23 protein-coding genes are annotated in these 25,563 nt (G+C 57.5%); 11 read left to right on the plus strand and 12 right to left on the minus strand.

Translation table 11 applies throughout. The annotated features are described in order from the left end of the window. Positions 1 to 5: 5 nt before the first annotated feature. The gene (locus R2J76_RS00140; RefSeq protein WP_316413750.1) at positions 6 to 1,652 is read right to left on the minus strand and encodes a hypothetical protein; all 1,647 of its coding nucleotides are present in this window, start codon (positions 1,650 to 1,652) and stop codon (positions 6 to 8) included. A 401-nt stretch (positions 1,653 to 2,053) separates the two neighbouring features. Between R2J76_RS00140 and R2J76_RS00145 the strand changes: the two genes are divergently transcribed. Genes R2J76_RS00145 through R2J76_RS00160 form a run of 4 tightly spaced genes read left to right on the plus strand, consistent with a single transcriptional unit; the run spans position 2,054 to position 5,999 of the window. After that, complete coding sequence (locus tag R2J76_RS00145) at positions 2,054 to 3,079, plus strand: ParB N-terminal domain-containing protein (RefSeq protein WP_316413751.1); 1,026 nt, start codon at positions 2,054 to 2,056, stop codon at positions 3,077 to 3,079. After that, a complete protein-coding gene (locus R2J76_RS00150) occupies positions 3,072 to 3,515 on the plus strand; it encodes a hypothetical protein (RefSeq protein WP_316413752.1) in 444 nt (147 codons plus the stop codon). The genes R2J76_RS00145 and R2J76_RS00150 overlap by 8 nt, the downstream gene beginning before the upstream one ends. Further along, a complete protein-coding gene (locus R2J76_RS00155) occupies positions 3,508 to 4,998 on the plus strand; it encodes a DEAD/DEAH box helicase (RefSeq protein WP_316413753.1) in 1,491 nt (496 codons plus the stop codon). Before R2J76_RS00150 ends, R2J76_RS00155 begins: the two co-directional genes overlap by 8 nt. Beyond that, the gene (locus R2J76_RS00160) at positions 4,995 to 5,999 is read left to right on the plus strand and encodes a hypothetical protein (protein ID WP_316413754.1); all 1,005 of its coding nucleotides are present in this window, start codon (positions 4,995 to 4,997) and stop codon (positions 5,997 to 5,999) included. The genes R2J76_RS00155 and R2J76_RS00160 overlap by 4 nt, the downstream gene beginning before the upstream one ends. 33 nt (positions 6,000 to 6,032) lie before the next feature. Here R2J76_RS00160 and R2J76_RS00165 read toward each other — a convergent pair whose 3' ends face one another. Further along, positions 6,033 to 6,881, minus strand: coding sequence for a hypothetical protein (locus R2J76_RS00165; RefSeq protein ID WP_316413755.1), 849 nt, complete (start codon positions 6,879 to 6,881; stop codon positions 6,033 to 6,035). 25 nt (positions 6,882 to 6,906) lie between these two features. After that, a complete protein-coding gene (locus tag R2J76_RS00170; protein WP_316413756.1) occupies positions 6,907 to 8,610 on the minus strand; it encodes an ATP-binding protein in 1,704 nt (567 codons plus the stop codon). 379 nt (positions 8,611 to 8,989) lie between these two features. Between R2J76_RS00170 and R2J76_RS00175 the strand changes: the two genes are divergently transcribed. Continuing rightward, a complete protein-coding gene (locus R2J76_RS00175) occupies positions 8,990 to 9,697 on the plus strand; it encodes a hypothetical protein (protein WP_316413757.1) in 708 nt (235 codons plus the stop codon). A gap of 141 nt (positions 9,698 to 9,838) precedes the next feature. Here R2J76_RS00175 and R2J76_RS21505 read toward each other — a convergent pair whose 3' ends face one another. After that, entirely contained in the window at positions 9,839 to 10,150 is a 312-nt protein-coding gene (locus R2J76_RS21505) for a type II toxin-antitoxin system MqsA family antitoxin (protein WP_394366774.1), read from the minus strand. Positions 10,151 to 10,502: 352 nt separating this feature from the next. Between R2J76_RS21505 and R2J76_RS00180 the strand changes: the two genes are divergently transcribed. Next, on the plus strand, positions 10,503 to 10,709 hold the full coding sequence (locus tag R2J76_RS00180; protein WP_316413758.1) for a hypothetical protein: 207 nt from the start codon (positions 10,503 to 10,505) through the stop codon (positions 10,707 to 10,709). 1,294 nt (positions 10,710 to 12,003) lie between these two features. Here R2J76_RS00180 and R2J76_RS00185 read toward each other — a convergent pair. After that, positions 12,004 to 12,453 carry a hypothetical protein gene (locus tag R2J76_RS00185; RefSeq protein ID WP_316413759.1) on the minus strand — a complete coding sequence of 150 codons (450 nt, stop codon included), beginning with the start codon at positions 12,451 to 12,453 and terminating at the stop codon, positions 12,004 to 12,006. Positions 12,454 to 12,560: 107 nt separating this feature from the next. Here R2J76_RS00185 and R2J76_RS00190 point away from each other — a divergent pair, with 107 nt between their 5' ends. Next, positions 12,561 to 12,791: a helix-turn-helix domain-containing protein gene (locus R2J76_RS00190; RefSeq protein WP_316413760.1), complete on the plus strand. Its 231-nt coding sequence runs from the start codon at positions 12,561 to 12,563 to the stop codon at positions 12,789 to 12,791. A gap of 175 nt (positions 12,792 to 12,966) precedes the next feature. Further along, positions 12,967 to 13,401 carry a secondary thiamine-phosphate synthase enzyme YjbQ gene (locus R2J76_RS00195; protein WP_316413761.1) on the plus strand — a complete coding sequence of 145 codons (435 nt, stop codon included), beginning with the start codon at positions 12,967 to 12,969 and terminating at the stop codon, positions 13,399 to 13,401. Between the two features lie 744 nt (positions 13,402 to 14,145). Here the strand turns inward: R2J76_RS00195 and R2J76_RS00200 are convergent. From R2J76_RS00200 to R2J76_RS00230, 7 genes are all read right to left on the minus strand, one after another. After that, entirely contained in the window at positions 14,146 to 16,257 is a 2,112-nt protein-coding gene (locus tag R2J76_RS00200; RefSeq protein ID WP_316413762.1) for an AAA family ATPase, read from the minus strand. Further along, positions 16,254 to 16,652, minus strand: coding sequence for a hypothetical protein (locus tag R2J76_RS00205; RefSeq protein ID WP_316413763.1), 399 nt, complete (start codon positions 16,650 to 16,652; stop codon positions 16,254 to 16,256). The genes R2J76_RS00200 and R2J76_RS00205 overlap by 4 nt, the downstream gene beginning before the upstream one ends. Beyond that, positions 16,649 to 17,110 carry a hypothetical protein gene (locus R2J76_RS00210; protein ID WP_316413764.1) on the minus strand — a complete coding sequence of 154 codons (462 nt, stop codon included), beginning with the start codon at positions 17,108 to 17,110 and terminating at the stop codon, positions 16,649 to 16,651. The genes R2J76_RS00205 and R2J76_RS00210 overlap by 4 nt, the downstream gene beginning before the upstream one ends. A gap of 10 nt (positions 17,111 to 17,120) precedes the next feature. Next, on the minus strand, positions 17,121 to 19,256 hold the full coding sequence (locus tag R2J76_RS00215) for a hypothetical protein (RefSeq protein ID WP_316413765.1): 2,136 nt from the start codon (positions 19,254 to 19,256) through the stop codon (positions 17,121 to 17,123). Further along, positions 19,253 to 20,737 (minus strand): hypothetical protein, encoded by a 1,485-nt coding sequence (locus R2J76_RS00220; protein ID WP_316413766.1) that lies wholly within the window; start codon positions 20,735 to 20,737, stop codon positions 19,253 to 19,255. The genes R2J76_RS00215 and R2J76_RS00220 overlap by 4 nt, the downstream gene beginning before the upstream one ends. Positions 20,738 to 20,777: 40 nt before the next feature. Further along, a complete protein-coding gene (locus R2J76_RS00225) occupies positions 20,778 to 22,160 on the minus strand; it encodes a tyrosine-type recombinase/integrase (protein ID WP_316413767.1) in 1,383 nt (460 codons plus the stop codon). A 74-nt stretch (positions 22,161 to 22,234) separates the two neighbouring features. Next, on the minus strand, positions 22,235 to 22,639 hold the full coding sequence (locus R2J76_RS00230; protein WP_316413768.1) for a secondary thiamine-phosphate synthase enzyme YjbQ: 405 nt from the start codon (positions 22,637 to 22,639) through the stop codon (positions 22,235 to 22,237). 52 nt (positions 22,640 to 22,691) lie between these two features. Here R2J76_RS00230 and R2J76_RS00235 point away from each other — a divergent pair, with 52 nt between their 5' ends. The 3 genes from R2J76_RS00235 to rlmN are packed head-to-tail and all read left to right on the plus strand — an operon-like array spanning position 22,692 to position 25,492. Next, positions 22,692 to 23,468 carry a thiazole synthase gene (locus R2J76_RS00235; protein WP_316413769.1) on the plus strand — a complete coding sequence of 259 codons (777 nt, stop codon included), beginning with the start codon at positions 22,692 to 22,694 and terminating at the stop codon, positions 23,466 to 23,468. A 36-nt stretch (positions 23,469 to 23,504) separates the two neighbouring features. Then, a complete protein-coding gene (gene lipA / locus R2J76_RS00240) occupies positions 23,505 to 24,431 on the plus strand; it encodes a lipoyl synthase (RefSeq protein ID WP_316413770.1) in 927 nt (308 codons plus the stop codon). After that, positions 24,428 to 25,492 (plus strand): 23S rRNA (adenine(2503)-C(2))-methyltransferase RlmN, encoded by a 1,065-nt coding sequence (gene rlmN / locus R2J76_RS00245; protein WP_316413771.1) that lies wholly within the window; start codon positions 24,428 to 24,430, stop codon positions 25,490 to 25,492. The genes lipA and rlmN overlap by 4 nt, the downstream gene beginning before the upstream one ends. Positions 25,493 to 25,563 lie beyond the last annotated feature (71 nt).

The raw sequence follows: 25,563 nt of genomic DNA on the forward strand, positions 1-25,563 counted from the left end.
TCCTTTTACCGTGCCAGCGCCGCAGGCCGAGGGCTAGGCTCGGTCGAGTCCCCATCGTCCATGAGGCCAGCGTCTTCGACGACCTCGTCTTCGGGGAGATTGAAGGCGGGTTCCGGGGCTTCCAGCTTTCGCAGTTCCTTCTGCTTGTCCCAGATCACCCGCTCCACGTCCTTCTCAAGGGGGATGTAGAAGCTGAGAATGGCCTGGAGCTTGGGGTTGGCGACACCTTCCACCTTGCTCCTGATCTCAGCCCTGGTGAGGCGGTCGCCATCATTCTCGAATAGCCAGGTGCAAAGATACCCCGCCAGTTCGGAACGTTCTTCATCGGAAAGCCGGGCATCCTGAGCCAGGAACTCGTCGTACTCGGATCGTCCGTCCCCTTTGAAATACCACATCCGGTTGAAGATGAAGTGGTGGGGCAGCGAGAGGAGCTTGAGGAAGTGGACGGAGGACTCGCCAAAGGCTTCCCGGAAGAAGTCCGGGCTGCCGCTGACAATGCCGTGGGTGGCCTGGAGGATGACTTGCATGGAACGGATCTGGTAGCGGTTCCAATGTTTGCCAACGAAGGACCGGTCCTTTTGGTCAACGGGGTGATACCGCATTGGGAAGGAGAAGATGCGGATATTCAGTTCCTCGTTCAGTTGGACGTTCAGGTGCATGCGGTCGTAGAGGTCCGCAGGGTCGTCGTTGTAGTTGTAGAGCATGTAGTTGGACAGGCCCTTGATGCCATTATCCGCCGCCATGCGGATGGAGGTTTCGTACTGCTTGCGCAGCCCCAAGTGATCGAAGGCGATGCGCAGGGGGCTAATGCAGGTTCGGGCAATCTGCTTCATCAGTTCGCCGTTCTTGGCGAGTTCCCGGGCATCTACGCCTTGGTTGAAATCGACCCTTCGCATGATTTGGATACCGCGTTTGCGGATGGTCGCGCCCCGGCCAAACCCCAGGTCCACCACCTCGGAGATGATGTCGGCAAACTTCTCCGAGGCCACGATGTTGTTGTCCATGAAGATCAGGTCTTTCTTCTGACCGTACCGGGCCTCAATGCCGTTCACCAGCTTGGTGATGGACGGCGTGTCACGCTGGCCACCTTCAAGCTTCGGAACCCCACAGAAGCTGCATGTCCGAATGCAGCCGCGCGAAGCATAAAGGAAGTAGGCGTCATGGACGGGGTAGCGATAGCTGATCTGTCCGAGGATGGAATAGTCCGGCAGCATCTCCTCAATAGGGCCGCTATGCCGGTCCTCCGAATAGAGTTCTTCGTCAAATTCATCCAGTTGCAGGGACTCCGCTGGGGAATCGACCAGCAGCCCTTGAATGAAGCGGATGCCTCGCCATCTGGGTTCTTCCAGGAACTTGTCATGCATGAGGGAGGCTGCAATCCCGCCTACAAAGACGAGGTCCGCCCTGCCGTGGGCGACCTCCAGGGCGAAGTCGATGGACCTAGCCGTGCGGGTCCACTCAAACGAAAATAGGGTCGTGATGTAGATACGATCCCAGGCCGTGCCAATGACGGAACGGTCCTCGCCCTTTATGAATCTCACGTTGTCGCCCTTACCCTGGGGGCCATGGTACTGGGCAAGTTTCATCAAGCCGAGGGGAGGGTATTTGTTCCTATAGCCAGGTTCTATCAAAAGAATGTTCTTGTTTGCCATTAAGGCTCCAGAAGGCTCCCGTCGGGTCCTGAAGGAAATGATAGCGAGAACGGCCCACAAGTCGATCCCTAAGGCGCTGTCTGCATCCGCCTCGGCCAACTTCTGAAAAGAGAGGGGACCATCCTTTTTGCAACTCCATAATAATTTCATTCCGCATCACCCTTGAGTGCCGACGAGTTGTATAGGGATTGCTGGGGAATCTGCTTGCCACCCAAAAATAAATGCTGGCAGCGTCATTGGCTGTCCATTGTCGTGGTGCAAAATCACGAAAGCAAAATGAGGGAAACGATTCATTCGTCTTGCTACTATTGGGGATTGCTCTCATTCAGTGCGGCCTTCCGTTTGGTTTTCATCTATCAGGTAGCGGCCGTAAACCTTAATAATCCAAGGAGGAATGGCTAATGCCGCTTGTCATCCAGTACTTGGAGGTCAAAGACATCGTCCTGGACTGCCGCAACCCTCGGGTGGCACCTGCACTGGAATCCCTGGAGGGAGACCCTGCGCAGGACTTCATCGAGATGGCGCTTGGCCAGTACGCACCGGATGATTCGGAAAAGCCCAATTCCACGACTTTCTCCAGCCTCAAGGCGTCCATCCGGGCCTACCAGGGACTGATCAACCCAATCGTGGTGACCCAGAGGGAGGACGGTAAGTTCCTGGTCATCGAGGGCAACACTCGGGTTTCCATCTTCCGCCAGCTTGCCAAGGAAGGTGCGCTCGGCGATTGGTCCAAAATCCCCGCGATGGTCCGCACCGAGTTGGAGGAGGAGGGAGAACATGCCATCCGCCTCCAGTCGCACCTAGTCGGCCCCCGCGACTGGCGTCCCTACGCCAAGGCCAAGTACCTCCACATGCTGTACACGGAGAAGAAGATCTCGATTACCCAGATTCTCGATTACTGTGGTGGCAGCGCCAGGAAGCGGGAAATCGAAGAATTCATATACGCCTACGTGGACATGCAGGATCATTACATGGAGGTCATCGGCGACAACCCGCCGGACTACACCCGCTTCAGCGCCTTCGTTGAGCTTCAGAAGCCCGGCATCAAGGAGGCCATCACCAAGGCCAAGTTCACGCTGACGGACTTCGCCAAGTGGGTGCATGAGTCCAAGATTCACCCCTTGAGTACGGTTCGGCAGATTCCCAGGATTCTCGCCCACCCCGAAGCGCGGAAGAAGTTTCTGTCCTACAACGCCAGGGAAGCCATGAAGGTGCTGGAACAGCCCAGCGCCAACGCGGCGCTGAAAGAGGCGACCATCGACCAGTTGGCGCAGGCCATCACAAGCAAGATTCGTACTCTCAACTACTCCGACATCCAGGGACTCAAGGAGGCCAATACCTCCCTTCCCGCCCAGACGCTGCTCGAATGCTACGAAGAGCTTCGTGACCTATGCAAAATGACAGGCATGGTTACGGAAAATGAGTGAAGGGCTTCATCACAAGCTGCTCGTCCAGGCCCTGCTTGGGGAGATCCGGAATCCCGCAGAATGGGACCGCCACCCCTTCGTCTACTGGGACCTTGAAGACGAGAACGGCGTGAATGTGCCCCCTCCCACCATTCAAGGAAGCCGCCCCGATATCCTGGCGCGGGACCCGGGTGACCGTCGCGTCATCATTGCTGAGGCGAAAACGTCCAGGGACATCGACAACCGCCACACGGAGACCCAGTTGGAAGCCTACTTCTATTTCCTGTCCGCTTTCGAAAAGGCAGAGCTTTGGCTAGGCGTCCCCTGGTCCTGTGGTGGCACTGCCAGGAGGGTTGCGATGAACGTCAGGTCCACCGTCGGAACCAACCATATTCCTATGCGGATCATGGATTTCCTGGTGGGCGAACCCATGTACAAGAGGGTCTGGAATGGGTGAATTTACGTTCCGTCTTCGCTCGGAACCGAGCCTGGAGGCGCGGCACAAGGCGTTTCCCTTCCAGGGGGAGGCTGTCGAGTTCGTAACCTCTAGGGACTACGCGGCGATTTTCCATGAGCAGGGTCTTGGCAAGACCAAGATCGCCATCGATGCCATGCTCATGTGGCTCCAGCGGAAGGAAGTGGACACCATCCTGATCTTCACCAAGAAAGGGCTGATCGCCAACTGGCAGCGGGAGTTCAAGAGCCACACCAGCATCAACCCGCTGGTCGTCACGGAGAACACGGCCAAGAATTACTACGTGTTCACCACCCCTTGCCGGGTCATCCTGAGCCATTTCGAAGCGGCCAAGAAGGAACTGTCGCGGTTCAAGGCATGGGCCAAGTCGCGCCGGGTGGCCGTCATCATCGATGAGTCCGCCAAGATCAAGAATCCCGAAAGCGACCTGACAAAGGCGTTCTTCGAGTTGGGACCGTACTTCGCCAAGCGGCTCATCATGACAGGGACCCCTGTGGCCAACCGGCCCTACGATGTCTGGGCACAGATCTTCTTCCTGGACCAGGGAGCGGCGCTCGGCACCGACTTCAAGGCGTTCAAGAAGGCCACAGACTTCACCAGTGAACTGGCCGACCACCCGGAGGCCTTCCAGGCCTTCACCGAGGCCCTCAGCGAGGTGAACCGGAAGCTTGCCCCGATTTCCTTGCGGGAAACCAAGGACAGCGGCCGGATCATCCTGCCTTCCAAGGAGTTCATCCGGGTGGACTGCGACTGGGAGCCTGCGCAATTCGAGCTGTATCGTCAGGTCCGGGAGGATTTGCGGCTGCTGATCATGCGGGACGGCCAGCTTATCGAGGACGATCAGGAATCCATCCTCAAGCGGCTCCTGCGCCTGATCCAGATCGCGTCCAATCCCTCCATAATCGACGGCGCCTATTCGTTGCTGCCAGGGAAGTTCAACTATCTCTACGACCTTCTCACGGACATCACCCGCCAGGGTGAGAAGGCCATCGTCTGGACCAATTTCAACGAGAACTGCGAATGGCTGAACAAGCAGCTTGCGCCCTTTGGGGCCTTGCCGATGAACGGCAGGATGAACATGGAGCGGCGGAACGCTTCAATCAACTGGTTCCTGGAAAGGCCGGAGAACCAAGTCCTGGTCGCCACACCAGGGACGGCCAAAGAGGGTTTGACCCTCACGAACGCCAACCACGTCATTTTCTATGACCGCACCTACAGCCTGGATGACTACTTGCAATCCCAGGACCGGATCCACCGGGTGTCCCAGACCCGGACCTGCTACGTATACAACCTGATCATGCTGAATTCGGTAGATGAGTGGGTTGATGCGCTGCTGGAAGAGAAGCGGTTGGCTGCACAGATCACCCAGGGCGACATCACTGCCGCCGCATACGCTGAGCAAGCTTCGCTTCAGTTCTTTGACATTCTCAAGCAGATTCTAGGTAGGGAGGATAGTCACTCATGACCTTCCAGGAAGATACGATCACGATCCGGAAGAAGGAAATCAAAGTCAAAACGGGCTACATGCCCCAGCTGGACTTGCGGTTCTTCCCCGAGAACCCCCGCATCTACTCCATGGTTTGGGCCGAGGACGGTGAAGTGCCGACCCAGGAGGAGATCTTTAATGCCCTGTCCAAAAGTGAGCATGTCCGCGAGACCTTGGTCCCCAGCATCAAAGCCAATGGAGGCCTGATCGAGCCAGTTCTGGTTCGGAAAAATGTGGTTCTGGAAGGTAATAGCCGCCTTGCCGCCTTTCGATTGCTTTACCAAGTCGATCCGAAGGCCTGGGTCAACATCCGCGTCAAGATTCTGCCGGATGGCATCACTGACAGCGAGGTGTTCTCTCTTCTGGGCGAATTCCATATCGTCGGCAAAAAGGACTGGGCGCCTTTCGAGCAGGCTGGGTACCTCTACAGAAGATTCAAGCTCCACGGCGTCCCCGAGGATCAATTGCACCAGGAGGTGGGCATTGGCAAAGCCAAAATTCAGCACCTCATCCGGGTCTACCAATACATGCTGGACAAGGGCGACAAGAACCCTGACCGCTGGAGCTACTACGATGAGCTTTTGAAGGGACGCAAGTTCGACAAGGCCCGCGCGTTATACCCTGGCTTTGACGAACGCATCACCGGGATGATCCAGGACGGCTCAATCTCCAGGGCCGTCGATGTCCGTGACAACCTTTCCATGGTGGTCAAGGTCGGCGGAAATACCCTTAAGAAGTTCATGAACGGTGGATTGACCTTCGATGGCGCGGTAGAAGATGCTCGGTTACGTGGAGCAGGTAGTTATTACGTCACCAAATTTTCTGATTTCCGAAAATGGTTGGCTGACGACCATTTGGATGCCGAAATCAGTTCCGTTTCCGAAAAGGAAAAGGGTGTGTTGGAATATGAGCTTTCTCGAATCGAAAAGCGAATCAAGCAGATTGCACACAAATTGAAGCCTTCTACTTCTTCCAACTAATAGCAATGTCAGAATTGGCGGATAGGCTAAGGGCTATAGGTCTGGAAATAAATTAAGGGGTAAAGTCTCTTCGGCTTCGGGCGCGGGGATCCAGGGGAATTCATCAAAAGGATGGTCATTTAGGCCTGTAATTTCTCTCTCAACTTTTTGAACGGCGAAGGCCCAAAGGCCCATCGGAACGTTTGTGTCCCGATATTTATACTTTTCAATTAGCGCTGGTGACAATTTCTCTGACGCATGGACTCCGCCTGTATTCCGTAGGAAGGCCTGTCCAACAAGTAAATCGACGTGATTTCGCACCTTGAATTGAGTGTCAATATCGCCTTCGTCAACATGGAAATAATCCGAAAATAGATTCAGCTTATCTTCCATAAATGTAGGTTGATGCATAACCCGCGGCACAAGGCATGACGTGATAATTAGGAAATCGCCGGCACGCAATAGATTAAATTTTAAAAGTGACTCAATCGCCCCTTGGTGCCTCTGTGCAAAACATTCGGTATAATCTAAAAAGAATATGAAATTCTGTCCTGCTTGACGTTCTCCAAGCTTCCCGAAATCAATTGCAAAGTCTCCTTGAATCACGGAAATATGAACACGCTTAGTCAGTCGCAAGGCTTTTGCCACAACGCAGTTGTTTGCCTTTTGCGCCAAGTCCTCCTCGAGCTCGAAAGAGAAGGCTAAGAATTTTCTTTTTCGGAGGTCAAATACGGCAAGTAAGTCCATTAAATCATAAAGCTCTGCTCCGCCAAATGTCACATAGGAGATCAAATCCGCCCCAGGCTTGAGTTGCTTTTTTACAGATCTAAAGCACTGGTTTAGCACTAGTCTTTTCTGGATGCGGTATGGAGGCTGGAGGGTATCGTGGTATTGGTTGCTCATTTATCTTATCGATTCGCGCGAGGCATTATTTGGAGGTTGGGGTAGAACGAACAATCAGTGCCACGAGATAATTTTTGACAGCTTCAGATAGTTTTGTTGAATCTGAAACTTTAAAAATTCTTAAACAGTTTGAAAATTCATTCGCATTTAACGGGAACACTATGCCGGCCGTTAAGCAATCGTAAACAATAACTCCTAAGGAGTCTTCATCCTGTGCCCCGAGGGTCGCGCATAAATTTTCAAAGTCTGCTGGTGCTAATGAAATTGTAATCTGCCGATCTGCCGGTGGTTCCATTTCGCTTGTGGTACCCTCTCCGGAGGTGTCCTCGCTTTCGTTGGTTGGCGATGTGGCTGTGGTGCTTGGATCGGCGGCGCTTGGTTTTTTTGATTTCACGGCTCGCCTATCAAACTTAAAGGCTGGCCTGTGTTCCTCGGGAATAATCGGGGAATAGGGACTCACTGGCACAGTGGCTGGTATTCCTGTGAAAGCCTTAACTAATTCTGTATTTCTATGCTCTGTCTCTGTTGCGAAAGTTCCAGAAACTTGGCCATATTGGACAAGGAAAGGCCTAATTACTGTCCGAAGCCAAATGCTAACTTCGTGATCTTTGAAATATTCGCGCTTATGCGTATCCCATGGAATTCCAAGGCTGTGACCAGAGATGTGTAACTCGCCCCTAACAAACCGGCTGCCTACGGTATTTTTACCAAGGCCGGTTGTTCCAAATCCGAATTCATCCTTGAGATATTTTTGAATCAATCTGCCATTCGCATAAACATCAATTCCGAAATCCTTTTCTCGATTGGTGCCTTCGCCAGGTTGATGAGTTAGCAGCCCAACTGTGAGCTCAAATTTCAATTCAACATCCTGCCCACTGTTCACCAAATTCTTAAAGGTATTTTGGAAGATGTATGTTCGAGGTTCAACTCCATCTGCGCCTGAATATACAATCTGGGGAACAGCGACAACCGGGGATTTGTTGACTGAAATTTGTACTTTCTTTCCACCCTCATTGCCTCGGAGAATAGGGGCATATATTTCGCCAATCCTTGCTCTCAATACGCTAATATCATCAAGGTTAGGGGGTAGTATCAGCCGGAGAAAGTAAAACCGCGTTAGCCCAACACCAATTGCATCAGTGCGCCCATCCAGGGTTTTCCAGGTAGGGTCTTTCTCCCACCCTTCGGGCACTTCGCTAAAAGACGAAAAATCGGCCGACTTACAGGAGACGACCCGAACCCCATCCGAAAGCCTAAATATTGCTTTCTTTGCACCCATGCCAAAGGATCCGATCATGGGCTTTGAAAGGTCATCATTGGTGGATTCGCCTGGGATAAAGACTTTGTACACTGTTTCGTCGTCCATCCCGCCAGCGTTATCCTCAAATTCTCCAACGCCAAGGGTGATGTCATAGTTTATTTTTATCTTGAGATCTGCTATCTTTCCACCGCGTCGCCATTCATCAATGGAATTATCTATCAATTCGTAGTTGGCTTCAAAAAATGAAAGATCTCTTCGAGCATTTAGGACAAGGGCTTTCGGTGGAGCGTGGTCCTTAGCTTCAGCTCCCGCTGATGGCTGTATATTCGCAAAAAAGGTTCGGAGGCCGAGAAAGAAGCTGATGTCTTTATTGTATGTTTTTGCAAGGGTGGGAAAATCGTGCTCGTTGAGGATAGCTCGCTGCTCTGACGTTGTTAACGATTCCCAAGTCGTAGTCTCAGAATCCAAGGAGACCTCCGTGTGAAATTGGATTGTAACGCAAGGAGCGGTTCATTGGTCCTCGGTATCTGCGCCCATTACCTCGGAACCTTGAGCCTCTCTGCATGACTCTGTCGGAAATTAGATTAGTCATTTCATTGTGGCACACGGCCATCATTGATGGAAGGGTGTTTGATGGGATTTGAAATTTGCAAAGATAGCTAAACATCTACCACGGACCATCCAAGGCTCAGTCGGGTGAAATGTGAATGCGATGGGGATTGTGCTTTTCCCTACTTATTTTTACCAGGACCTTCTTATCCCGCCTTCCAACAAATTCTCCATAGTAAACTTCTATACATTTAAGGGATGTTAACTGTGTGGGTGAGTGCCTGAACCGGAGGGGTAATTGGCCAAGAAACCTAAGCCCCTTAGGCGGTACCTGAAGGCCCTGCGGCGATCCACGATTGCTTTCGGAGCGGTGGGGCGAGAACTGTTTCCCCAGGACGAAGTGGGGCGCGAAATCCTCGAACCATACAGGAGCGTGATCAAGGAGTTTTTCCCTCGGGAACCTAACGTTGACACAAGGCTGAGGGTCGAGGGCGAAACGCCGATGCACACCTTGCCCCAGGGGCAGAAGTGCAGCCACGGCCATGAAGAAGGGTCCCCCGAACTCACCCCCCAGGATAACCCGAAGGAGTTGGAGAGCCTCTTGCGGGACCTTGTGATCGCTGAGGTGGCCAACCAGACGCCGGAGGGCCCGCAAGAGCCATTGGGATTGCAGTGCGAGGTCGCAGACCTCTTGCCGTCCTGGATGTTCGGCGGCGGTTGGGATGATGGTCCCTTCACCCACCATCCGGGGGCCCGCATCTACCTGGACTACCTTGTCGGTGGGCGTGTCTACTACCAAGGAGGGGTGCGTCAGGGCATCCTCGGCTGGTTTCGTGTGGGCGAGTTTCGGAAGCTCCGACTCCTGGCGGTTGAGGACTACCGCGCGGCCCTGGCACGACTGGAGGGGATTTCCGCCTGGGCCAAGCCCGGAACCTCGGAAAGGGATGAGTTCGAGGGCTTGGCCTTCCTGATCGACGAGTGGGAGCGGAGCGCAGGTCCACTCTGAGACTTGGTTCTACTTGCTATAACGCAACCTGGGCAACAACCGGCGCGTGACGCGGGCAGTCGCTGGAGTTGAATTGTCGACCAGTTCAGGCGGGATCCTCGTTGTCGGTCCCCGGGCAGCTACTGCATTCCGCGTTCGCGGCTAGAGAGGATGCTGGTCGTCCACCTGGTGTCGGAATTGCCCAACCATCCGGCCGTAGCGGTCACCTTGCTCTCGATCTAAGATGGCCTCCCCGCATGCGGGGCAGAACTCGCACGTCACCGCCGAGATGATGGCACTTACACCACGGTAGTCGGTGGGAATATCGTGGGTGGTATGTATCAGATCCGCTGCCCCGCAAGCTGGGCATCGCATGGGGTTGGTCTCCTTTCCACTAGGATAGACACGTTTGGAGGAAGACCACGGGGAGTCGGACCTGACCTCAAGGGGCCTTGCTTCTATAGGATGGGTCATTGGTGTTCTCCAGCAACCCAAGGACCCAGCCTTTAGCCAATAGCAAAACTGGTGGTATGGAATGTCCAGGCGGCGCGCAGCCTTTGCCGAAGTCCACTCCCTAATCCTTAATCCCTTAACAAGGTATTTTCCCCCCCCCGACGAAGCCGATCAGATAGCTGTTGATGACAAACCGAGGTGGGACATATGGAGAGCGTGCAGCGGCCTTCATGAGCCCGCCCGGATTCACGATCGACATTTGGGGGCTACCGCGCAATACCTGAGAGTTGGACACAACTCCCCTCGTCGAAAAAGTGCGGACACTCACTTGTGGGAAATCCCACCAGGCATATACAGTGAACGGGAAGGCAAAATGTCCATGGCGGAACCCCGAAAAACAATTCGTCCGGACAGCAAGGGCCGGAACATACTTGAACCAGAGGTTGAGGTTCCAGGCGCCGAAGCATGGCTCTGGCAAAACCCTTCCGCCATAAAGTCGGTACAGCAAGGGCTGAAGGACTCATTCGAAGGCAAGTTGTTGAATCCCGGCAGCTTCGTGGCCAATACGAAGGGGGAATGAGGCGTACAAACCCTGAAGTTCACAGCTGAAGCGGATCGCAACCTTGGGGGTCTTGAGGCAAACAATCGTTTAGCCTAGGTTCAACTCCGGATTTCACGCGGCCAAGTTATGCTGCCGCAAGGTCCGGCCGAAAGCGGCCGTCCGAAATCCTCATTAATGGTAGGCAGTTGCGGATCGGCGCTCAGGTCGCTCTCGCGTCACCCAATTCCCTCGGTCAGCGCGGGGAATCAGACGCCTCCGGCCCAGGCTGTCAAGGCACAGGCGGCTCTGGGGCCTGGTCGGTGGTCAACAGTGCCTCAAACCCCGGGCGAGGCACCAGGTGCACGTTCTGGAACCCCTGGGCATCCTCCAGGCATAGATGTTGGCCGCCCCCGTGGTGGGTGTCCCAGACGGGGCGATGGACTGGGCATTGGCTGACGTACACTCTCTGGCCGACCTCGGCGGCCTCTTGGTTATCGACCATGGGGCAGTAGCACCCACGACGGTGGGCCTCAGGGGGTTCCGGGCGGAGAGCATCGGGATGCGGCCCTTGCGTGCCGCAGTTCCCCAACCAACCTTCGATTCGATGCCGTACCGGAACGCCAAGGAGCAAGCCCGGGAGGCCAGGGCGTGCACCGGCGACGCCGTCGCCCAAGTCGTGCAGAATGTCCTGGGCCTGGACTCGCAACACGATCTGACTCGGGGAGTCATCCTCAAGCTCAGCATGGACTTCGAACCGGACCTCCATGGCGTCCAGCGCAGCCATGGCTGCATCACTGATTGGGCCCGGAATTTTCAGGATTTGCTTTCCATCCAGCCGCCGAACCTTGGTCGGGTCGTGCGCGGGGAAATTGACGCCGCCGACCTCGAACCACGGTGGGACCCGTGGGAATACGTAGAAGACCCGCCATTCGTGAAAGGTGCGTCAAGCGGATGCGGGCTCCGGGGTGCAAAGGCAGATCTCCATCGGCCCACCCGCCCCCATAGGCGTAGGTCAGCAGCGGCGCGGTCACCTCCACCATGTAGCCGAGGCGTTTCCCAGGCAGCGGACGGGGCCAAGGCCGCCCCAGAAGGCACTGGGTTAGGGCAACCCAGTGGCGGAAGGGTTCGGGGTTGGTGGCCACGACATTTCCTGCCTCTGCTAGGTTGAATACATTCTTAGGGACAGGCTAACCGCTGCGCTTACCTATTTTGCGGCGGAATCCCGCTTGCCGACCCGCCTTCAGGCCACTTCTCCGTTGGACAAACCAAGAACCTATGGCCTCTCACCATGTAGCCAACCTCTCTCTCGTCCGCAAAAGCTCATGTTTCCGGGTTACCGACTTGTTTGATCGAAGAGAGGTGCCTGGGAGGATGAGCTTTCCGCCCTCACGAACAGATAGGTCGTAGCCTCGAGTACCGCGGATGCGCTCAACTCGGCCTGATGTGCGATCCTGCCTAATTCTTCCAACTGGCTCTTGAGCATCAAGACCTGAATTCCATGCTTCCCCTTGCGCTGCCGAAGTGCAATCACAGCTTGGGACGCCCTGTGGAGATCGGTTGGCTGAAGAAAGTCCTTCACCTGGGCAAAGCCCTCCATCACGCCGTGGGAATACTTCCTTCTCGGAAACATCGACGAGAGCATCCCGAAAGTGTCCTGGTCGAGGCGGCATTGAGGGCCAGAGACCCGCGGGCCCTGAGCTGCCAGTTCCCCCGCCGAAAGTTCGAGGTCCGTCAAAAGGGCAGTAAGGCGGGCCTGAAAATCGCCTCTGGCTTTGTCTCCCATGGTTCCCTCCTGTGCTCGGTTCTGGTCTTCGAGGAAATGACTCCGGCATCAGAAATGCCACTTATAGTCTGTAGACGTATAGTCCTCATTTCAAGAGTATCGCCCTTGTGGCTACCAAGGGCGCAAAACACATACCAGCACGCCTCAGGTTCGCAAGGAACCTGAGATCGATCCGCAAGGAGATGAATCTTTCCCAAGAAGGCTTGGCCGACCTCGCAAACCTCCATCGGACCTATGTAGGCGACGTTGAAAGGGGCGAACGAAACATATCCATCGACAATATGGAAGCCTTGGCGGAGGCCCTGGGTGTGCCCCTCTGGGAACTGCTGCGCATGTAAAGGGATTCCAAATCTTAACGGACGCCTCTTGGCATAATGCCTGGGCTGCCCATCTCGCCTAGGATATGGCCGGGACAGAATTCCTCCTGCGGGAATTGCACGATAGGGAACTACGGCCAAAGGGCTTAGTGTTTCTCTTAGCATGGCTCATGGCCTGTGAAATTGGAGGATCGTAATGAAATCCCACCGTGCCACCATCACCCTGCATCTTCCCGAGCGAACCGGTTTTGTGAATATCACCCCGGACATTGAGGAGGTTGTTGAGGAGAGTTCCATCCAGGAGGGCCTATGCCTGGTGAACGCCATGCATATAACCGCCAGTGTGTTCATAAATGATGACGAGCCAGGGCTACACGAGGACTACATACGCTGGTTGGAGCGGTTGGCCCCATTCAACGCTGGCACGGACCCGGCCAAGGGGGGCTACCTGCACAACCGGTCAGGTGAGGAAAATGGCGATGCTCATCACAAACGCCAGATTATGGGGCGAGAAGTAGTACTAGCGATCACGCATGGTCAATTGGATTTTGGGCCATGGGAACAAGTATTTTACGGCGAATTTGATGGCAGACGGGATAAGCGCGTTTTAATCAAAATAATTGGCGAATAAGACTTTGGATGTATCGTTTGTTTCCGGCGGACAAGCTTCTCGAAACACACGGTACTCTCACATGTTTTCGGAGGGGCTAATTGATTGAGAAAAATGTTCCGAATCAAACACTAGCCGATACGGTCCCGGCCAGCGCCTTCAAAGAATGCAATAAAGCCGTCAGATGCCAATAAAGGCTTCTTCTGGTAGGCATTTCTTGATTTAACATCCATAACCCTGGCCCCACCAGCCTTCCCACAGCTGTATTGCCTACCCCACTCAATGTATTAATTAGTCGGCCGTGAAAAACCATCAAGTTGAAATCCTTCAAACGTTTGAGGGAACTTTTCAAGTAACTGGTACAAGCGAACGGTAGGGGCGAACCCACTTATTGGGGTGTACGGATGAAGCCGAAAGCCAAGCCCAGGAATCACGAGCAGCCCCTGAGTTGTGCGATAGCAATGCTTGCACGGATCCGTGTGTGGACAGCTGCGGCCCGCCCCGCCAGGACCGCGCCGGGAACTGCACCCGGCACGGCGAGCCCTTCGGGTCCTGGCCCACGGTGCGTCCGTGGAAGACCCCGACTCATCACGGGCTTCAAGGACCACATCGAGCCGGTGTCTCGCTCGCGTCCACCGCCCAAGCCCCATCCCCTGCGGGGGGCTCGGGCGATGGAACGAACGGCGGGCAGGGCTAAAGGGGGGGATTCCCCCTGAAAAGCCGCCAAAAGAGGGAGAGGTCTGGGTTCGGAACCCCGGCTGGCAATCAAGGGCAGGCATCATCATGCGACCACCCCATACCGGTGCGCCGTCGGTTTGGGGCAGGCGGGGCTGTCACTGCGGCTTCCAGGGCGTCTCGATTCCCCACTAGCACCACCTGCTCTTGGGCCCTGGTCAGGGCCGTGTAGATCAGGGTCCGATCCAGGAGTCGGCTGGGGAAGACGGGGATGACGACCCGCCTGAACTGGCTGCCCTGGGCTTTATGTACGGAGACCGCGTAAGCGAGGTCCAGGCTTTCAAGATCAGCCCGTTCCATTATCATCGGCTTGCTGTGACCATCCCAACTTACCGAGAACGAGTTGGAGTATGCGCCATCAACGATGCCCAGAGTGCCGTTCCAAATCCGCCGCTCATAGTCGTTCTCCAGAAAAATTACGGGGTCACCAACGGCGAACCCTTCCCAGGCCTCATGGCCTACAGATCGAAGGTTATGGAGTGATCGGTTGATGGCCTGAATCCCCGCTTGGCCACGCTTGATGGCTGAGAGAATCTGAGTCACACCCGGACCACCCAGCTCTGACAGCATCTCAATCACTAGGCCTTGGGCGTCGGCCTCAGTACAAGGCGTGAAAGACACGCCCTTGCCGACGCCACAAAATCTAGACAACTCGGGCATACGGCCAAGGCGTATTTCCTGAGCACACTTCGGAATCCCTGTCTCTGCAGCCTGCCGATGCACCACCGTCAGTTCGACTTTGGGGGCTCGGTCATCCTCGGCGTACACACTGAAAACCAGTCCCATGCCGATGGGTGGGAGTTGATAAGGATCGCCGACCAGCAGCACCCGAGTGCCCTCGGGGATCTCACGCAGTAAGGTATACATCAGTGGGAGATCGATCATGCTGGCCTCGTCGATGACGATCAGGTCTCCCCCTCCGAGGGCCAAATCCCCTCGATCTAAGGCCCCCAGGAACCCTGCGATAGTGCGGGCCTGATGACCCGTGGCCTCCTGTATTCGGATGGCCGCACGGCCAGCCAGCGCGAGGAAGTGGACGGTGCCCTCGCAACGCGACACGGTCCATTGGACAGCCTTCAGCACGGTAGTCTTACCAGTACCGGCTCCACCTAAGAGCAGGGCAAACCGCTGAGTTAAAGCCAGCCACACCGCCTGTTTTTGTTCGTCCGTGAGTTTAAAATCGTTCCCAGCCTGGAACTCCCCGATCAAGGCGTTCACCTCGGCATCGGTGGGGACCTGCCAGAACAGATGCCCAGAGGGAGCGAACTCTGCGGCCACCAACGATGAAATTCTGTCCTGGACGTAGGACTCCATCACATGGGGACCCAGAGCCTGCCAACGGCCCATGCTCAACTGGACCACCGCCTGGTCCTCGCATGCCAGTTTTAGGGCCGATTCCGCTCCGTTCCGGACTTCTCCGAGGAGTTGAGCCACACCGCGCAACAACTCGTCCTCCCCTATGGTCGTGTGCTTTTCGCTAATGGTTCGATAGCAAGTGGCCTCAACAGCGGCGACCCGACGAGTGTCAGCGTCACTCGGAACTCCCATTAGGCGGGCAGCCGTGTCTACCTCACTCCAGCCGGCAACAGCCAGCATCCGGTACGGGTTCTCTTCTACCTTCTCTGGAGCCAGCGGCCCCCAGAGCTTGATGACTTTACCGGCCAGCCGCACTGGAAACCCGTGCATGTCCAACCACTCCACTACCCGAGCCTCGGCGCGTGTCTCCTCCCAGGCTGCGGCCAGCGTTTCGGCGATCTCCGCCCCTACTACTTCAGCCAGGGATTTCGTGTCCTTGGCGTCCAGGAGGTCGACAAGGCCATTTCGGAATTTCTCCCACAGCTTGCCTGCCCGGATCTCTCCAACCCCCTGGAAGGCACGATTACGGGCCAGGAATCGCCTAAGATGCTCACCCTCAGGGACCACGGGGACGGCAAGGGAAGCTACGATTTGGAGACCCCATATCGGGTGAGTTTCAGTTTCCCCTTGTACGCGCCAGGATTCTTCGGGCCTCGGCGGCCTCGAAAGTACTTTCTCGCTGGCGACAACTTTGTGGAAGTCGCCCTTTGGGTCCTTGCCCAGAAACACCGCGCCGCCTTTGGGACCACGCCACACCCGCGAGATGGTCAAGGCAAGTTCTGTCATGGAATCACCCGCCTCCCCGTGGAAACCATGTGTTCCTCAATATGGGCGTACCGCCGGAGCTTCTGACGCAGACCCTCAACCTCGGCCTGGAGGACAGCATTCCTCGCCTCCAACGTCTGGATGCGGCGGTCCTTGGCGTCATCCTTGGATGGGCCCGCCTCACGTGTCTCCATCGGCGCGAGGCCCAGCTCTTGGGCGGCGGCTTCGAGCATGGCCCGACACTTCACATTTTTATAAAGCGACTGGGTTTCGATGCCTGACGCCAGGGCAACGCCCTTGGCTGAGACCTTTCCGGCTCGGGAGGGGAGCGCTTTCCCTTCCTTTCGCAAGGCTTCCAAATACTGGGCAAGGGTCTCCGAATACTCATCCCCGATTTGTTTACCGCTTTTGGTCACATCCGTCTCCTCCCTTTACCGACAAGGCCGATCTTGCTCTTCTCTCGATCAATGGCAGGCAGGGGCTGATTCAGGAAGTCCTCATCCAGGCCTCGCTTATGAGCGTTATGGGCCCATCTGATGAATTGAACCTTGAGCCGTTCGTTCGCTTCCTCCAGGCGGGCCACTTTCGCTTGGAGTGTGGCGATCCTCTCATGGGCGGCAATCAGACCCAGGGAACCGCGAGGCTGCGCCTTCGCCTGTTTTACCGAGATTGACTGGCGGACCCCGAAGGCCAGGCGGATGCTTTCGTGGTTCCACAGAGCCTGGCGCGTGAAACGATGCCCAAGCAAAACAGCTACGACGTCCAGCAGAAGGTTCCATGTCAATGGGCCTCGCCAGGAATCTAGCGTTTCCAGGATTCGGGTGATGCTCTTGTCGGACAACCGATTCTGGATGGCTGGTTGCTTGTTCGGCATAAACCGTCCCTTATAAATCCACAGGAGACCCGAGGTCGAATTCGAGCGCCTGAGCCCGGGAGGCGAGCATGGATTCTTCCATTGCGGTGTTGAGGCCCTGTGCTTTGCGTGTCTCGATGCGGAACTGGGTTGCCTTGGTGATGGGGTGACCATCGGGGCCGTGAGCGAGCAGGATCTGTGTGCCGAGTGGGAACCTTGGATCGTCCAGGACCTGGACGATGGCACGCAGGCGCTGAACGTTGGGTTCGAGGGTCTGTCGGATATGGTCCTCCACTCCATAGTCGCCATTCTCCAGCGCGATCCGGGCCCCCGCTAAAGCCTTCTCCTGAAGTTCGAGCCGCTTGCGGATGTTCTCTGTGCGAGCCGGGAGACCCTTCACACAGTCATGGTTGCCGCAATTCAGGCAATCGTTATGGTATTCGCATGGAGACTGCACGAAGTCGTTGATGCAAATGCCAAAGGGCGTCAGAACGATGGCTTTGAGCATTCCCAGTTCTTCGATCTGGCGCTCCACTTCATGCGCGTACAGGGGCTCCTTGGGTGTGAAGGCCAGAATCTCGCCGAACAGGCGTCCACCTTCTGGGAGGAGTTCGGCCCTAACCTTGTGAACATGGTCCGCAGTCATATGGTCATAGGCGTCGGCCTGGGAGATCTTCAGGCGGCCTGACATGGCGTTGTTGAACCATCGCCAGATTCCCGCCTCCTCTGCGGCCGTACACCAGCGGTGGCGGAACTTATGGGTGCTAATTCGGAGTAGCCCGCCGTCCATGTTGGTACGGCCGAGGTCGTCAAATGCTTGATCCAGAGCGCGTTTAAAGCGCTGATAAGAAGGGGCTTGAATCATGACATTTGATGGGCTGGTGTCGAATCGGCGAGTACCCTTGAATTCCTGAACTCGTAATAAACACAGAGCTTCGCTGTATTTCAATCCGGAGGCACGGTTCATGACCGGGAACCCTGGTGGTAGATCTGCCAACACCGAACGCTCAAGATCTTCAAACCTGACCTTGCGCATCCCCCCTTTTTCACCGTAAAGAGGCATTTTTCGAGAAAACAAGTACTTGTGTTCAAAGCGAGAGACAAATTTTGGAGGATTGACCTGCAGGATGTCAGCTACCTCCTTTAATTCCAGCCATTCCTTGGTTCGCAGATACTCCAGGCGCTCGGGAAGGTGAATTTTTCCTGGGTTGTCCTCATACCATTTGGCCATCTTGCGGGCTGGTTCAGAGATCTCAGTGAGCCAGGCGATAGCTTTCTTGAAATTGGGAATCCACGGATTGGTGGCGTATACAAATTCCTTCTGCATTGGCTTCCCACCCTTCTCTGGCCGCCAACGCATGACGAACAGCTTTTCGCCGCCCTTCTCATCATCGAAAGCACAGTCAACGGGTAAGTCCAGCAGTTCACCGATCCGGGACGGTTGCCCAGCCAGAATTGCCGCAATGGCCATGGGATAGCGGTGCTGAGGCAACTCGGCCTGGGAAAACCCATAACCAACGGACGCCATTTCATGGTCGGTCAGGAGCATTTTATTCCGCTTTAGATCGAACTCATCGCCCACTCTGTTGAAATTGCTCTCCGGCTTGACCGTCATGCCTTTCCAGTTGAACCGTGTTCGGACTAGGCCGCTCTCCTGCAACCCGTCCACCAAACGGTTGAGCAATAGGCACAGTTCGTACTTCCTCGAATCGTTCGTGCGGTCCGCCATTCGGATCGCTAGGTTCACCTCGTCGAGCACGTCCGGCGTTATGAATTCAGGCGATGACGTCAGTCCGCGATCCAGCAGGCCGACTTCCAGACGCCGCCAAACTTCTAATAAATTCCTCGGGGAGCCGATGTTTTTCGGGCGGTCTTCCGCCAGGTGCTTTAGGGTCCATGCCTTGGCAATATCCCTCAAGGGTTGATCGAGCACCCGGCGTTCCATGCGCCGGTTATCTGGGGTGAACTTTGTGAAAGGTAATCCTAGGCGATGAGAGGGCCTAGCCCTATCTTGGATTTCACCCGCCAGCCGGAGATCCCAGTTATCAGAATCGAAGGACTCCGTGCACGGCAATTCCGCAGTTAAGGGCCGCCATTGCGCGATAAATGCCTCGATGTTCCTCGCGGCATCTGAGGCAAGTGGTAAGAACGGCACATATTGGATCACATGCCCTCCTGTTCGAGTAGTAATTCCAAGGAAAGGCCATCCCGGCGCAACTTATTGTCCCTCATGGCTATGACCTGCTTTACTGCCTGAATACTCATGTCATGCGTGTCGGCCTGGGAAGTGCCGCCGCATACCAGAACCTGATCTCGCTCGGCTTCCAATTCCTTCAATACCTGCTCGTGGGGGCCTGCCATGAGGGCTTGGAATTTAAGGCATGTGTAACAAGCGTATGGCTTTCGCTGTGCGCAGAGGTTCTTACATTGGCCGATTGCTCTTCCTTGGAACGATTCTGGGTAGAGGGCGGATCCCTGGCCCGAATAGCATAATTCGCCTTTAAAATATCCGGCCGTACGCACTTCGGAAGCTGCCATTTTGCGGTCGGCATCCATCAGCACTTTTACATCAATGCCCCCATAGCATTCCAATGCTGAGGAAACAGTTGTATGCCCTAGGATCCGAGCCACCTGTATGAGCGTTGCACCTCGCAGCAGCGCCCAGGTGGCGAGAGACATTCGGAAACGTTTCATGCTGATTTTGAAGTAATCGCCGGTCCTTGGCGACCGGAGCCTGACCAACGTTCGGGTGGTCGAGTCGAAAACCATCAGGCCGCCGAGAACGCGCGGCAAGCCGGCTACGAGGCTTTCTCCGACGTAGTGGTAGGTACGAATGGGGTCCTGGTTCTCCGGGTGAACGAACAGAGGGAGGTCATCCCCCATGCCCAAATGTGCCCATTTGGCCTTCTGGTCAGCGATCCATCCAGCCAATAAAGCTCCCACTTCGGGATGCAAGGCCCAGGACTCGAACGACTCGCGCCATCCCTCACCGGGCCTCTTGACCTGGGGGAAGGCCAGTGTGTATACCCCGTCCTTCTGGTTCAGGTCCTTGCACTTGAGGTCTGCAACCTGGGCCCGGCGCATTCCTGAGAGACGGAACAGTAGAATTTTGAGATAGGCGTGGGCGGGAATGAGATTCGTTTCCCACGAATCGTGCAGAGCCCGCATGAGAATCCGGTCCTCGCTCAACAGCAGCGGCCCCTTGGTGGGGTGCATGGTCAAGGTGGCCTCGCCCTTGATGGTTTCGAGATGTCTCAGCTTGGCAACCCATTTCTGGGCTTCTGGCGAGAATCTATGTCCAGGATCACCATGAAGTGCCAAGGCCTTGGCGAACATCTTGACAAATGCTAATTGGTTTCTGTGGCGTTCATCTAATGACAGCGCAAATGCCTGGATCATGTCGAGGGTTAAGGAATCTACTCGTTTTCCTCGGCGAGAATAGGCGTGCTTTAGCAAGGGTCCGACAGCCTTCTCCATCAATGTCGCGGAGGAAGAGCAAGCGAATGCTCGGAGTACCCCAACCATCGCCGCCTTGATGCTGGCCACCATTTCGTCAGTTGCCCATGCACGGAGAGGGGCAAACTTGAGCCTGATTGTTTTGCTGGAAGTTTGGAACTCCCACACGTCCATCAAGGGATCGAACAGCACTCCGGCTTTCGTGTGCGTCAATGAAGGTCGGAGTATGACATTACTCATGGTCGTCGCCTCGCGGGTGCATCATGTCCTCCTGCATTTCGAGAAGGAACTTTTGGGCCTTCCTTTTTGTGTGGCGGCGAAGGTAGATCGCAGCCGTAGATCGCGGTGAATTGGGGTTCCATCCCATCAACTCAGCCCTGTGCTGGACTTCACGAGCCTCGTCCAATCCATGCTCGTCTGCCAATCTGGAGAACTCATCGTTCCAAGCGTGCCGCAGCTTGTGCGGCGAGAGGTTCTTCGGCACACCTGCCACTGCCCGCAGATCCTTGAAAATTTTTGCCAGTCCGGAAAAGGACAGTGGCAGGCCGTCCCGGTGATTGACGATCAGTAGTGGATGCTTCCGAGCCATCGGAAACTTGCCCCGAACCAACGATACATAGTCCAACCACATCGCCTGGAGGCCAGAATTCACCGGTAGATCCCGGTCTCGCGTCTTGGTGTTCGGCTCATATTTTCGCGGATCCTCCGGGTCATCAGGACGCCGCAGCACGAACACTTTTGCGCCTTTCAGATCCCGTGCCTTGAGTCCCAGGAGTTCACCACGGCGAATCCCCAGGCAATATAGAAGATTGACGATCAAGCGATTCCGCACACGAATAGCGAGCCTCCCAAGGAGCCTGTCCCGGATCCTCTTGACTTCCTTTTGGTCCCCAGCATTCTCTGCAGCCGTCCAAGCCTGAACCAAATCCGGCGGGTCCGCCCATGGGTTGTCGGGGTGGTCTACTCCGATCAAGTTTAGTATTCGCTCGATGACTTCAGGCTCTGGGGCCATGGGGAGTAAGAAGGCGTTGCGGCCTTTGGCTCGTTCCCGGTGTCCGAGGATGTTCTTCACCATATCGTCCCGAACGGTCTGGGCAGCCGCACTTTCGTCCCGGCGGCCTGAGTTGGCCATCCAGTTGCAGGCGACGGTAGCCAACCAATGGAGGTAGTCCGCTGCAACGTCGAGACGGTAGTTGCCCACCCGCGAGGTGACTACATCCAGCATCCGTGGCTCACGCATGGGTTCCCCGGGCCGAAAGGGAAACACGTTTTTGTGTGGGTCCCTCTGTTGCGAACGAGTCACGATTCGCAAACACGCGACCAAGTCTGACATCTCTGCATGAGAGAGGAATTTCCCATTGCCAAAGCGACCATCCAGATCGATGCCCCGGACATTCGCCCAGTCGTAGATGGCTGCGACAGTCACGGCATTATTGGCGAGGGTCCCGCCCGCAACCCCTGTTACTCGGCGATGGGAAGTCAGCCACACCGACGGGGCGAACAGCGGGAGGCCGGTCGTAACGTCCACCACCAGGGGGTGGCGCTCCCCATAATCCGATACCACGGTCTCGACTCGGTAGCCCGATTCTTTACAGATTGAGGAGGTCGCTTTCATGACGGGGACAGACTACCCCCCCGTTTCCCCGGTGTAAAGAGCTAACTTCAATCATATCAATTTCTGGTCAGTAGTCAATGACAAACTAGATCTGGTGAATGAAGGAAGATCTGCTCCCAGGGGCCGAAATCCAGGCGGCCCTTGGTGATGGCGACAACCACCTCCCGGCCCATGATCTGGCGCTTCTGGTGGGCGTCGCCGTTGTCCTCGCCGGAGCGGTTGTGCAGGTAGCCGCCCCGGGCGGGGTCGGCGCCTTCGTTGAAGGGGGCGAGCTTTTCCAGCCAGCGCTTGTAGTCCTCGTGGAGGCCGGGCTCGTCGTCGTTGATGAAGACGCTGGCGGTGATGTGCATGGCGTTGACGAGGCAGAAGCCCTCCTGGACGCCGCTGGCGTCCAGGGCCTCCTCCACGTCGGGGGTGATGTTCACGAAGCCCACCCGCTCGGGCTCGTGGAGGGTCAGGGTCACGCGGTGGGATTTCATGGGCGGCCTCTTCCCTACAGTAGACTGGTACCCGAACTTTTTGGAGTCGCCCATGCTCACCATCGCCGGCCGCACCTTCCAGAACCGCCTCATCCTCGGGACCGGCAAGTACAAGGACTTCGCCACCATGAAGGCGTGCTACGAGGCCGGCTCGGTGGAGATGGTGACCCTGGCGGTGCGGCGCTTCGATCTCTCGGCCAAGGGCGATGACAACATCCTCAACTGGATCCCCAAGGGCATGGCGCTGCTGCCCAACACCGCGGGCTGCTACACCCGGGAGGACGCCCTGCGGGTGTGCCGCCTGGCCCGGGAGGCCCTGGAGACGGACTGGGTGAAGCTGGAGGTCATCGGGGATCCCCTCAGCCTGTACCCCGACGGGGAGGAGACGCTGCGGGCGGCGGAAATCCTCGTGAAGGAGGGGTTCGTGGTGCTCCCCTACATCAACGCGGACCCCATCCTGGCCAAGAAGCTCTGCGAGGCGGGCTGCGCGGCGGTGATGCCCCTGGGATCGGCCATCGGTTCGGGGCTGGGGGTGCAGAACCCCTACGTGATCCAGATCCTCCGGGACGTGGTGGGGGGCTTCGGCCTGCCGCTCATCGTGGACGCGGGGGTGGGCACCGCCAGCGACGCGGCGGTGGCCATGGAGCTGGGGGCGGACGCGGTGCTCATGAACACCGCCGTGGCCGAGGCCGCGGACCCGGTGAAGATGGCCCGGGCCATGGATTTCGCCGTGAAGGCGGGGCGGCTGGCCTTCGAGGCCGGCCGTATGCCCCGCCGGTTGTACGCCAGCGCCTCCAGCCCCGTGGGGGGGGTGGTGGGGAAAGGCTGACGCCGGGTTATCCTGGAGGGGCAAGGGAGCCCGTTCATGCCTCGATTCTCAAGACGTTCCGGCCGCGAAGTCCTGGAGGGCCACCCGCGCCTGCCGGACTGGATCGTCCAGGAGAAGGTGAAGCTTTCGGACCTCCACGCCATGAAGGCGCGCATGCGGGAATCCGCCCTGCACACGGTGTGCGAGGAGGCCCGGTGCCCGAACCGCAACCACTGCTTCACCCACGGCACGGCAACCTTCCTGCTCATGGGGGACACCTGCACCCGGGCCTGCGGGTTCTGTTCCATCCGGAGCGGCAGGCCCCTGCCCCTGGATCCCCGGGAACCGGAGGAGACCGCCCAGCGCGTGGCCTCCCTGGGGCTGAAGTTCGCCGTGCTCACCTCCGTGAACCGGGATGATCTCCCCGACGGGGGCGCGGCGCATTTCGCGGGCACCATCCGCGCCATCCGGCGCCTGAACCCGGGCACGGGGGTGGAGGTGCTCACGCCGGATTTCATGGGGGACCTGGATGCCGTGGCGGAGGTGGTGGCCGCGGGACCGGCGGTGTTCAACCACAACACGGAGACCGTGCCCAGCCTCTACGCCGAAGTGCGCCCCGCGGGGCGCTTCCAGCGGTCCCTGGACGTGCTGGCCCACGCCAAGCGCCTGGGCACGGCGCTCTTCGGGGACGAGTTCCGCACCAAGTCGGGGCTGATGCTGGGCCTGGGGGAGACGGAGGCGGAGCTCATGGAGGTCTTCGGGAAGCTGGTGGAGGCGGGGGTCGATATCCTCACGCTCGGGCAGTACCTGCGGCCCACCCGGCACCAGCTGCCGGTGAAGGCGTACGTCCACCCCGACGCCTTCGCGGAACTGGGCCGCAAGGCCAAGGCCCTGGGGTTCCGCACCGTGTACGCGGGCCCGCTGGTGCGTTCCAGCTTCAACGCCCACGAGGTGAGCGCCATGGAAGGGATCTCCATCGCATGACCGGGACCGCCGCCAACCCCTGGGACGCCCCGGCCCCGGAGGCCGCGGGGCTCCCCTCCGTCTTCGGGCTGCTGCCCGAGGAGCTGGAGGCCGCCCCGGGCCGCGCGGAGCACGTCTTCAACCGCCTGCACCGGCCCTGGACCTACCGGCCCGAAGGGCTCTTCCTCAACCGGGAGGCGCGGGAATGGATCGCGGCCTCGTACGACGTGTCGCTGCCGGAGATCATCGAGCGCCACCCCAGCGAGGACGGCGCCACCAAGGTGGTGCTGCGCCTGCGGGACGGGGAGCGCATCGAGGCCGTGCACATGCCCCGGGACGTGCGCAATCCCCGGGTGACCCTCTGCATCAGCAGCCAGGTGGGATGCGCCATGGGGTGCACCTTCTGCGCCACGGGCGCCATGGGGATCCGGCGCAACCTTTCGGCGGGGGAGATCGTGGGCCAGGTGCTGAGCCTCATCCGGACCCTGGGGCCCGCCCAGCCCCACGCCATCACCCTGGTGTTCATGGGCATGGGGGAGCCGCTGCACAACCTGGACAACGTCCACCGGGCCATCCGCATCCTGAACCACCCCTGGGGGCTGAACATCTCCACCCGGCGCATCACGGTGTCCACCTCCGGCCTGGTGCCCGCCATCGAGCGGCTTTCCCGCCTGCGGCCGCGGCCCTGGCTGGCCTTGAGCCTCAACGCCACCACGGACGAGGCCCGGAGCCGGGTCATGCCCGTGAACCGCGTGTGGGGCCTGGGGCGCCTGCGGGAGGCCCTGGGGGCCTGGGGACTGGCCCCCGGGGAGAAATTCCTCCTGGAATACGTGCTGCTGGCCGGGGAGAACGACACGGTGGAGGATGCCGACCGCCTTGCGGATTGGCTGGGCGAACTGCGCCATGGACACAACATCAACCTCATCCGCATGAACGAGCACGCGGCGTCCGCCTTCAAGCAGCCGGAGGAGGACCGGCTCCAGGCCTTCCTGGACCGGCTCAAGGCCCGGGGCTGCTTCGTGACGGTGCGCAAGAGCCGGGGCCGGGATGTGCAAGGGGCCTGCGGCCAGCTGCTTAAATAAACCTGGGCCGGGGGATCCGGATGAATTAAATATTAATGTCGCGGTGTGACCCCGGTCCGTTGGAGAACGGG

Origin of the sequence: Mesoterricola silvestris, from assembly GCF_030295405.1 — a bacterium.
Taxonomy (GTDB): Bacteria; Acidobacteriota; Holophagae; order Holophagales; family Holophagaceae; genus Mesoterricola; species Mesoterricola silvestris.

Coding starts and splice junctions, on each gene's coding strand:
- R2J76_RS00210 (WP_316413764.1), bottom strand. CDS start 17,110: ATGCCGAACAAGCAACCAGCCATCCAGAATCGGTTGTCCGACAAGAGC.
- R2J76_RS00145 (WP_316413751.1), top strand. CDS start 2,054: ATGCCGCTTGTCATCCAGTACTTGGAGGTCAAAGACATCGTCCTGGAC.
- R2J76_RS00225 (WP_316413767.1), bottom strand. CDS start 22,160: ATGAAAGCGACCTCCTCAATCTGTAAAGAATCGGGCTACCGAGTCGAG.
- lipA (WP_316413770.1), top strand. CDS start 23,505: ATGCCTCGATTCTCAAGACGTTCCGGCCGCGAAGTCCTGGAGGGCCAC.
- R2J76_RS00150 (WP_316413752.1), top strand. CDS start 3,072: ATGAGTGAAGGGCTTCATCACAAGCTGCTCGTCCAGGCCCTGCTTGGG.
- R2J76_RS00140 (WP_316413750.1), bottom strand. CDS start 1,652: ATGGCAAACAAGAACATTCTTTTGATAGAACCTGGCTATAGGAACAAA.
- R2J76_RS00180 (WP_316413758.1), top strand. CDS start 10,503: ATGTCCATGGCGGAACCCCGAAAAACAATTCGTCCGGACAGCAAGGGC.
- R2J76_RS00195 (WP_316413761.1), top strand. CDS start 12,967: ATGAAATCCCACCGTGCCACCATCACCCTGCATCTTCCCGAGCGAACC.
- R2J76_RS00160 (WP_316413754.1), top strand. CDS start 4,995: ATGACCTTCCAGGAAGATACGATCACGATCCGGAAGAAGGAAATCAAA.
- R2J76_RS00155 (WP_316413753.1), top strand. CDS start 3,508: ATGGGTGAATTTACGTTCCGTCTTCGCTCGGAACCGAGCCTGGAGGCG.
- R2J76_RS00230 (WP_316413768.1), bottom strand. CDS start 22,639: ATGAAATCCCACCGCGTGACCCTGACCCTCCACGAGCCCGAGCGGGTG.
- R2J76_RS00200 (WP_316413762.1), bottom strand. CDS start 16,257: ATGACAGAACTTGCCTTGACCATCTCGCGGGTGTGGCGTGGTCCCAAA.
- R2J76_RS00185 (WP_316413759.1), bottom strand. CDS start 12,453: ATGGGAGACAAAGCCAGAGGCGATTTTCAGGCCCGCCTTACTGCCCTT.
- rlmN (WP_316413771.1), top strand. CDS start 24,428: ATGACCGGGACCGCCGCCAACCCCTGGGACGCCCCGGCCCCGGAGGCC.
- R2J76_RS21505 (WP_394366774.1), bottom strand. CDS start 10,150: ATGACCCATCCTATAGAAGCAAGGCCCCTTGAGGTCAGGTCCGACTCC.
- R2J76_RS00165 (WP_316413755.1), bottom strand. CDS start 6,881: ATGAGCAACCAATACCACGATACCCTCCAGCCTCCATACCGCATCCAG.
- R2J76_RS00235 (WP_316413769.1), top strand. CDS start 22,692: ATGCTCACCATCGCCGGCCGCACCTTCCAGAACCGCCTCATCCTCGGG.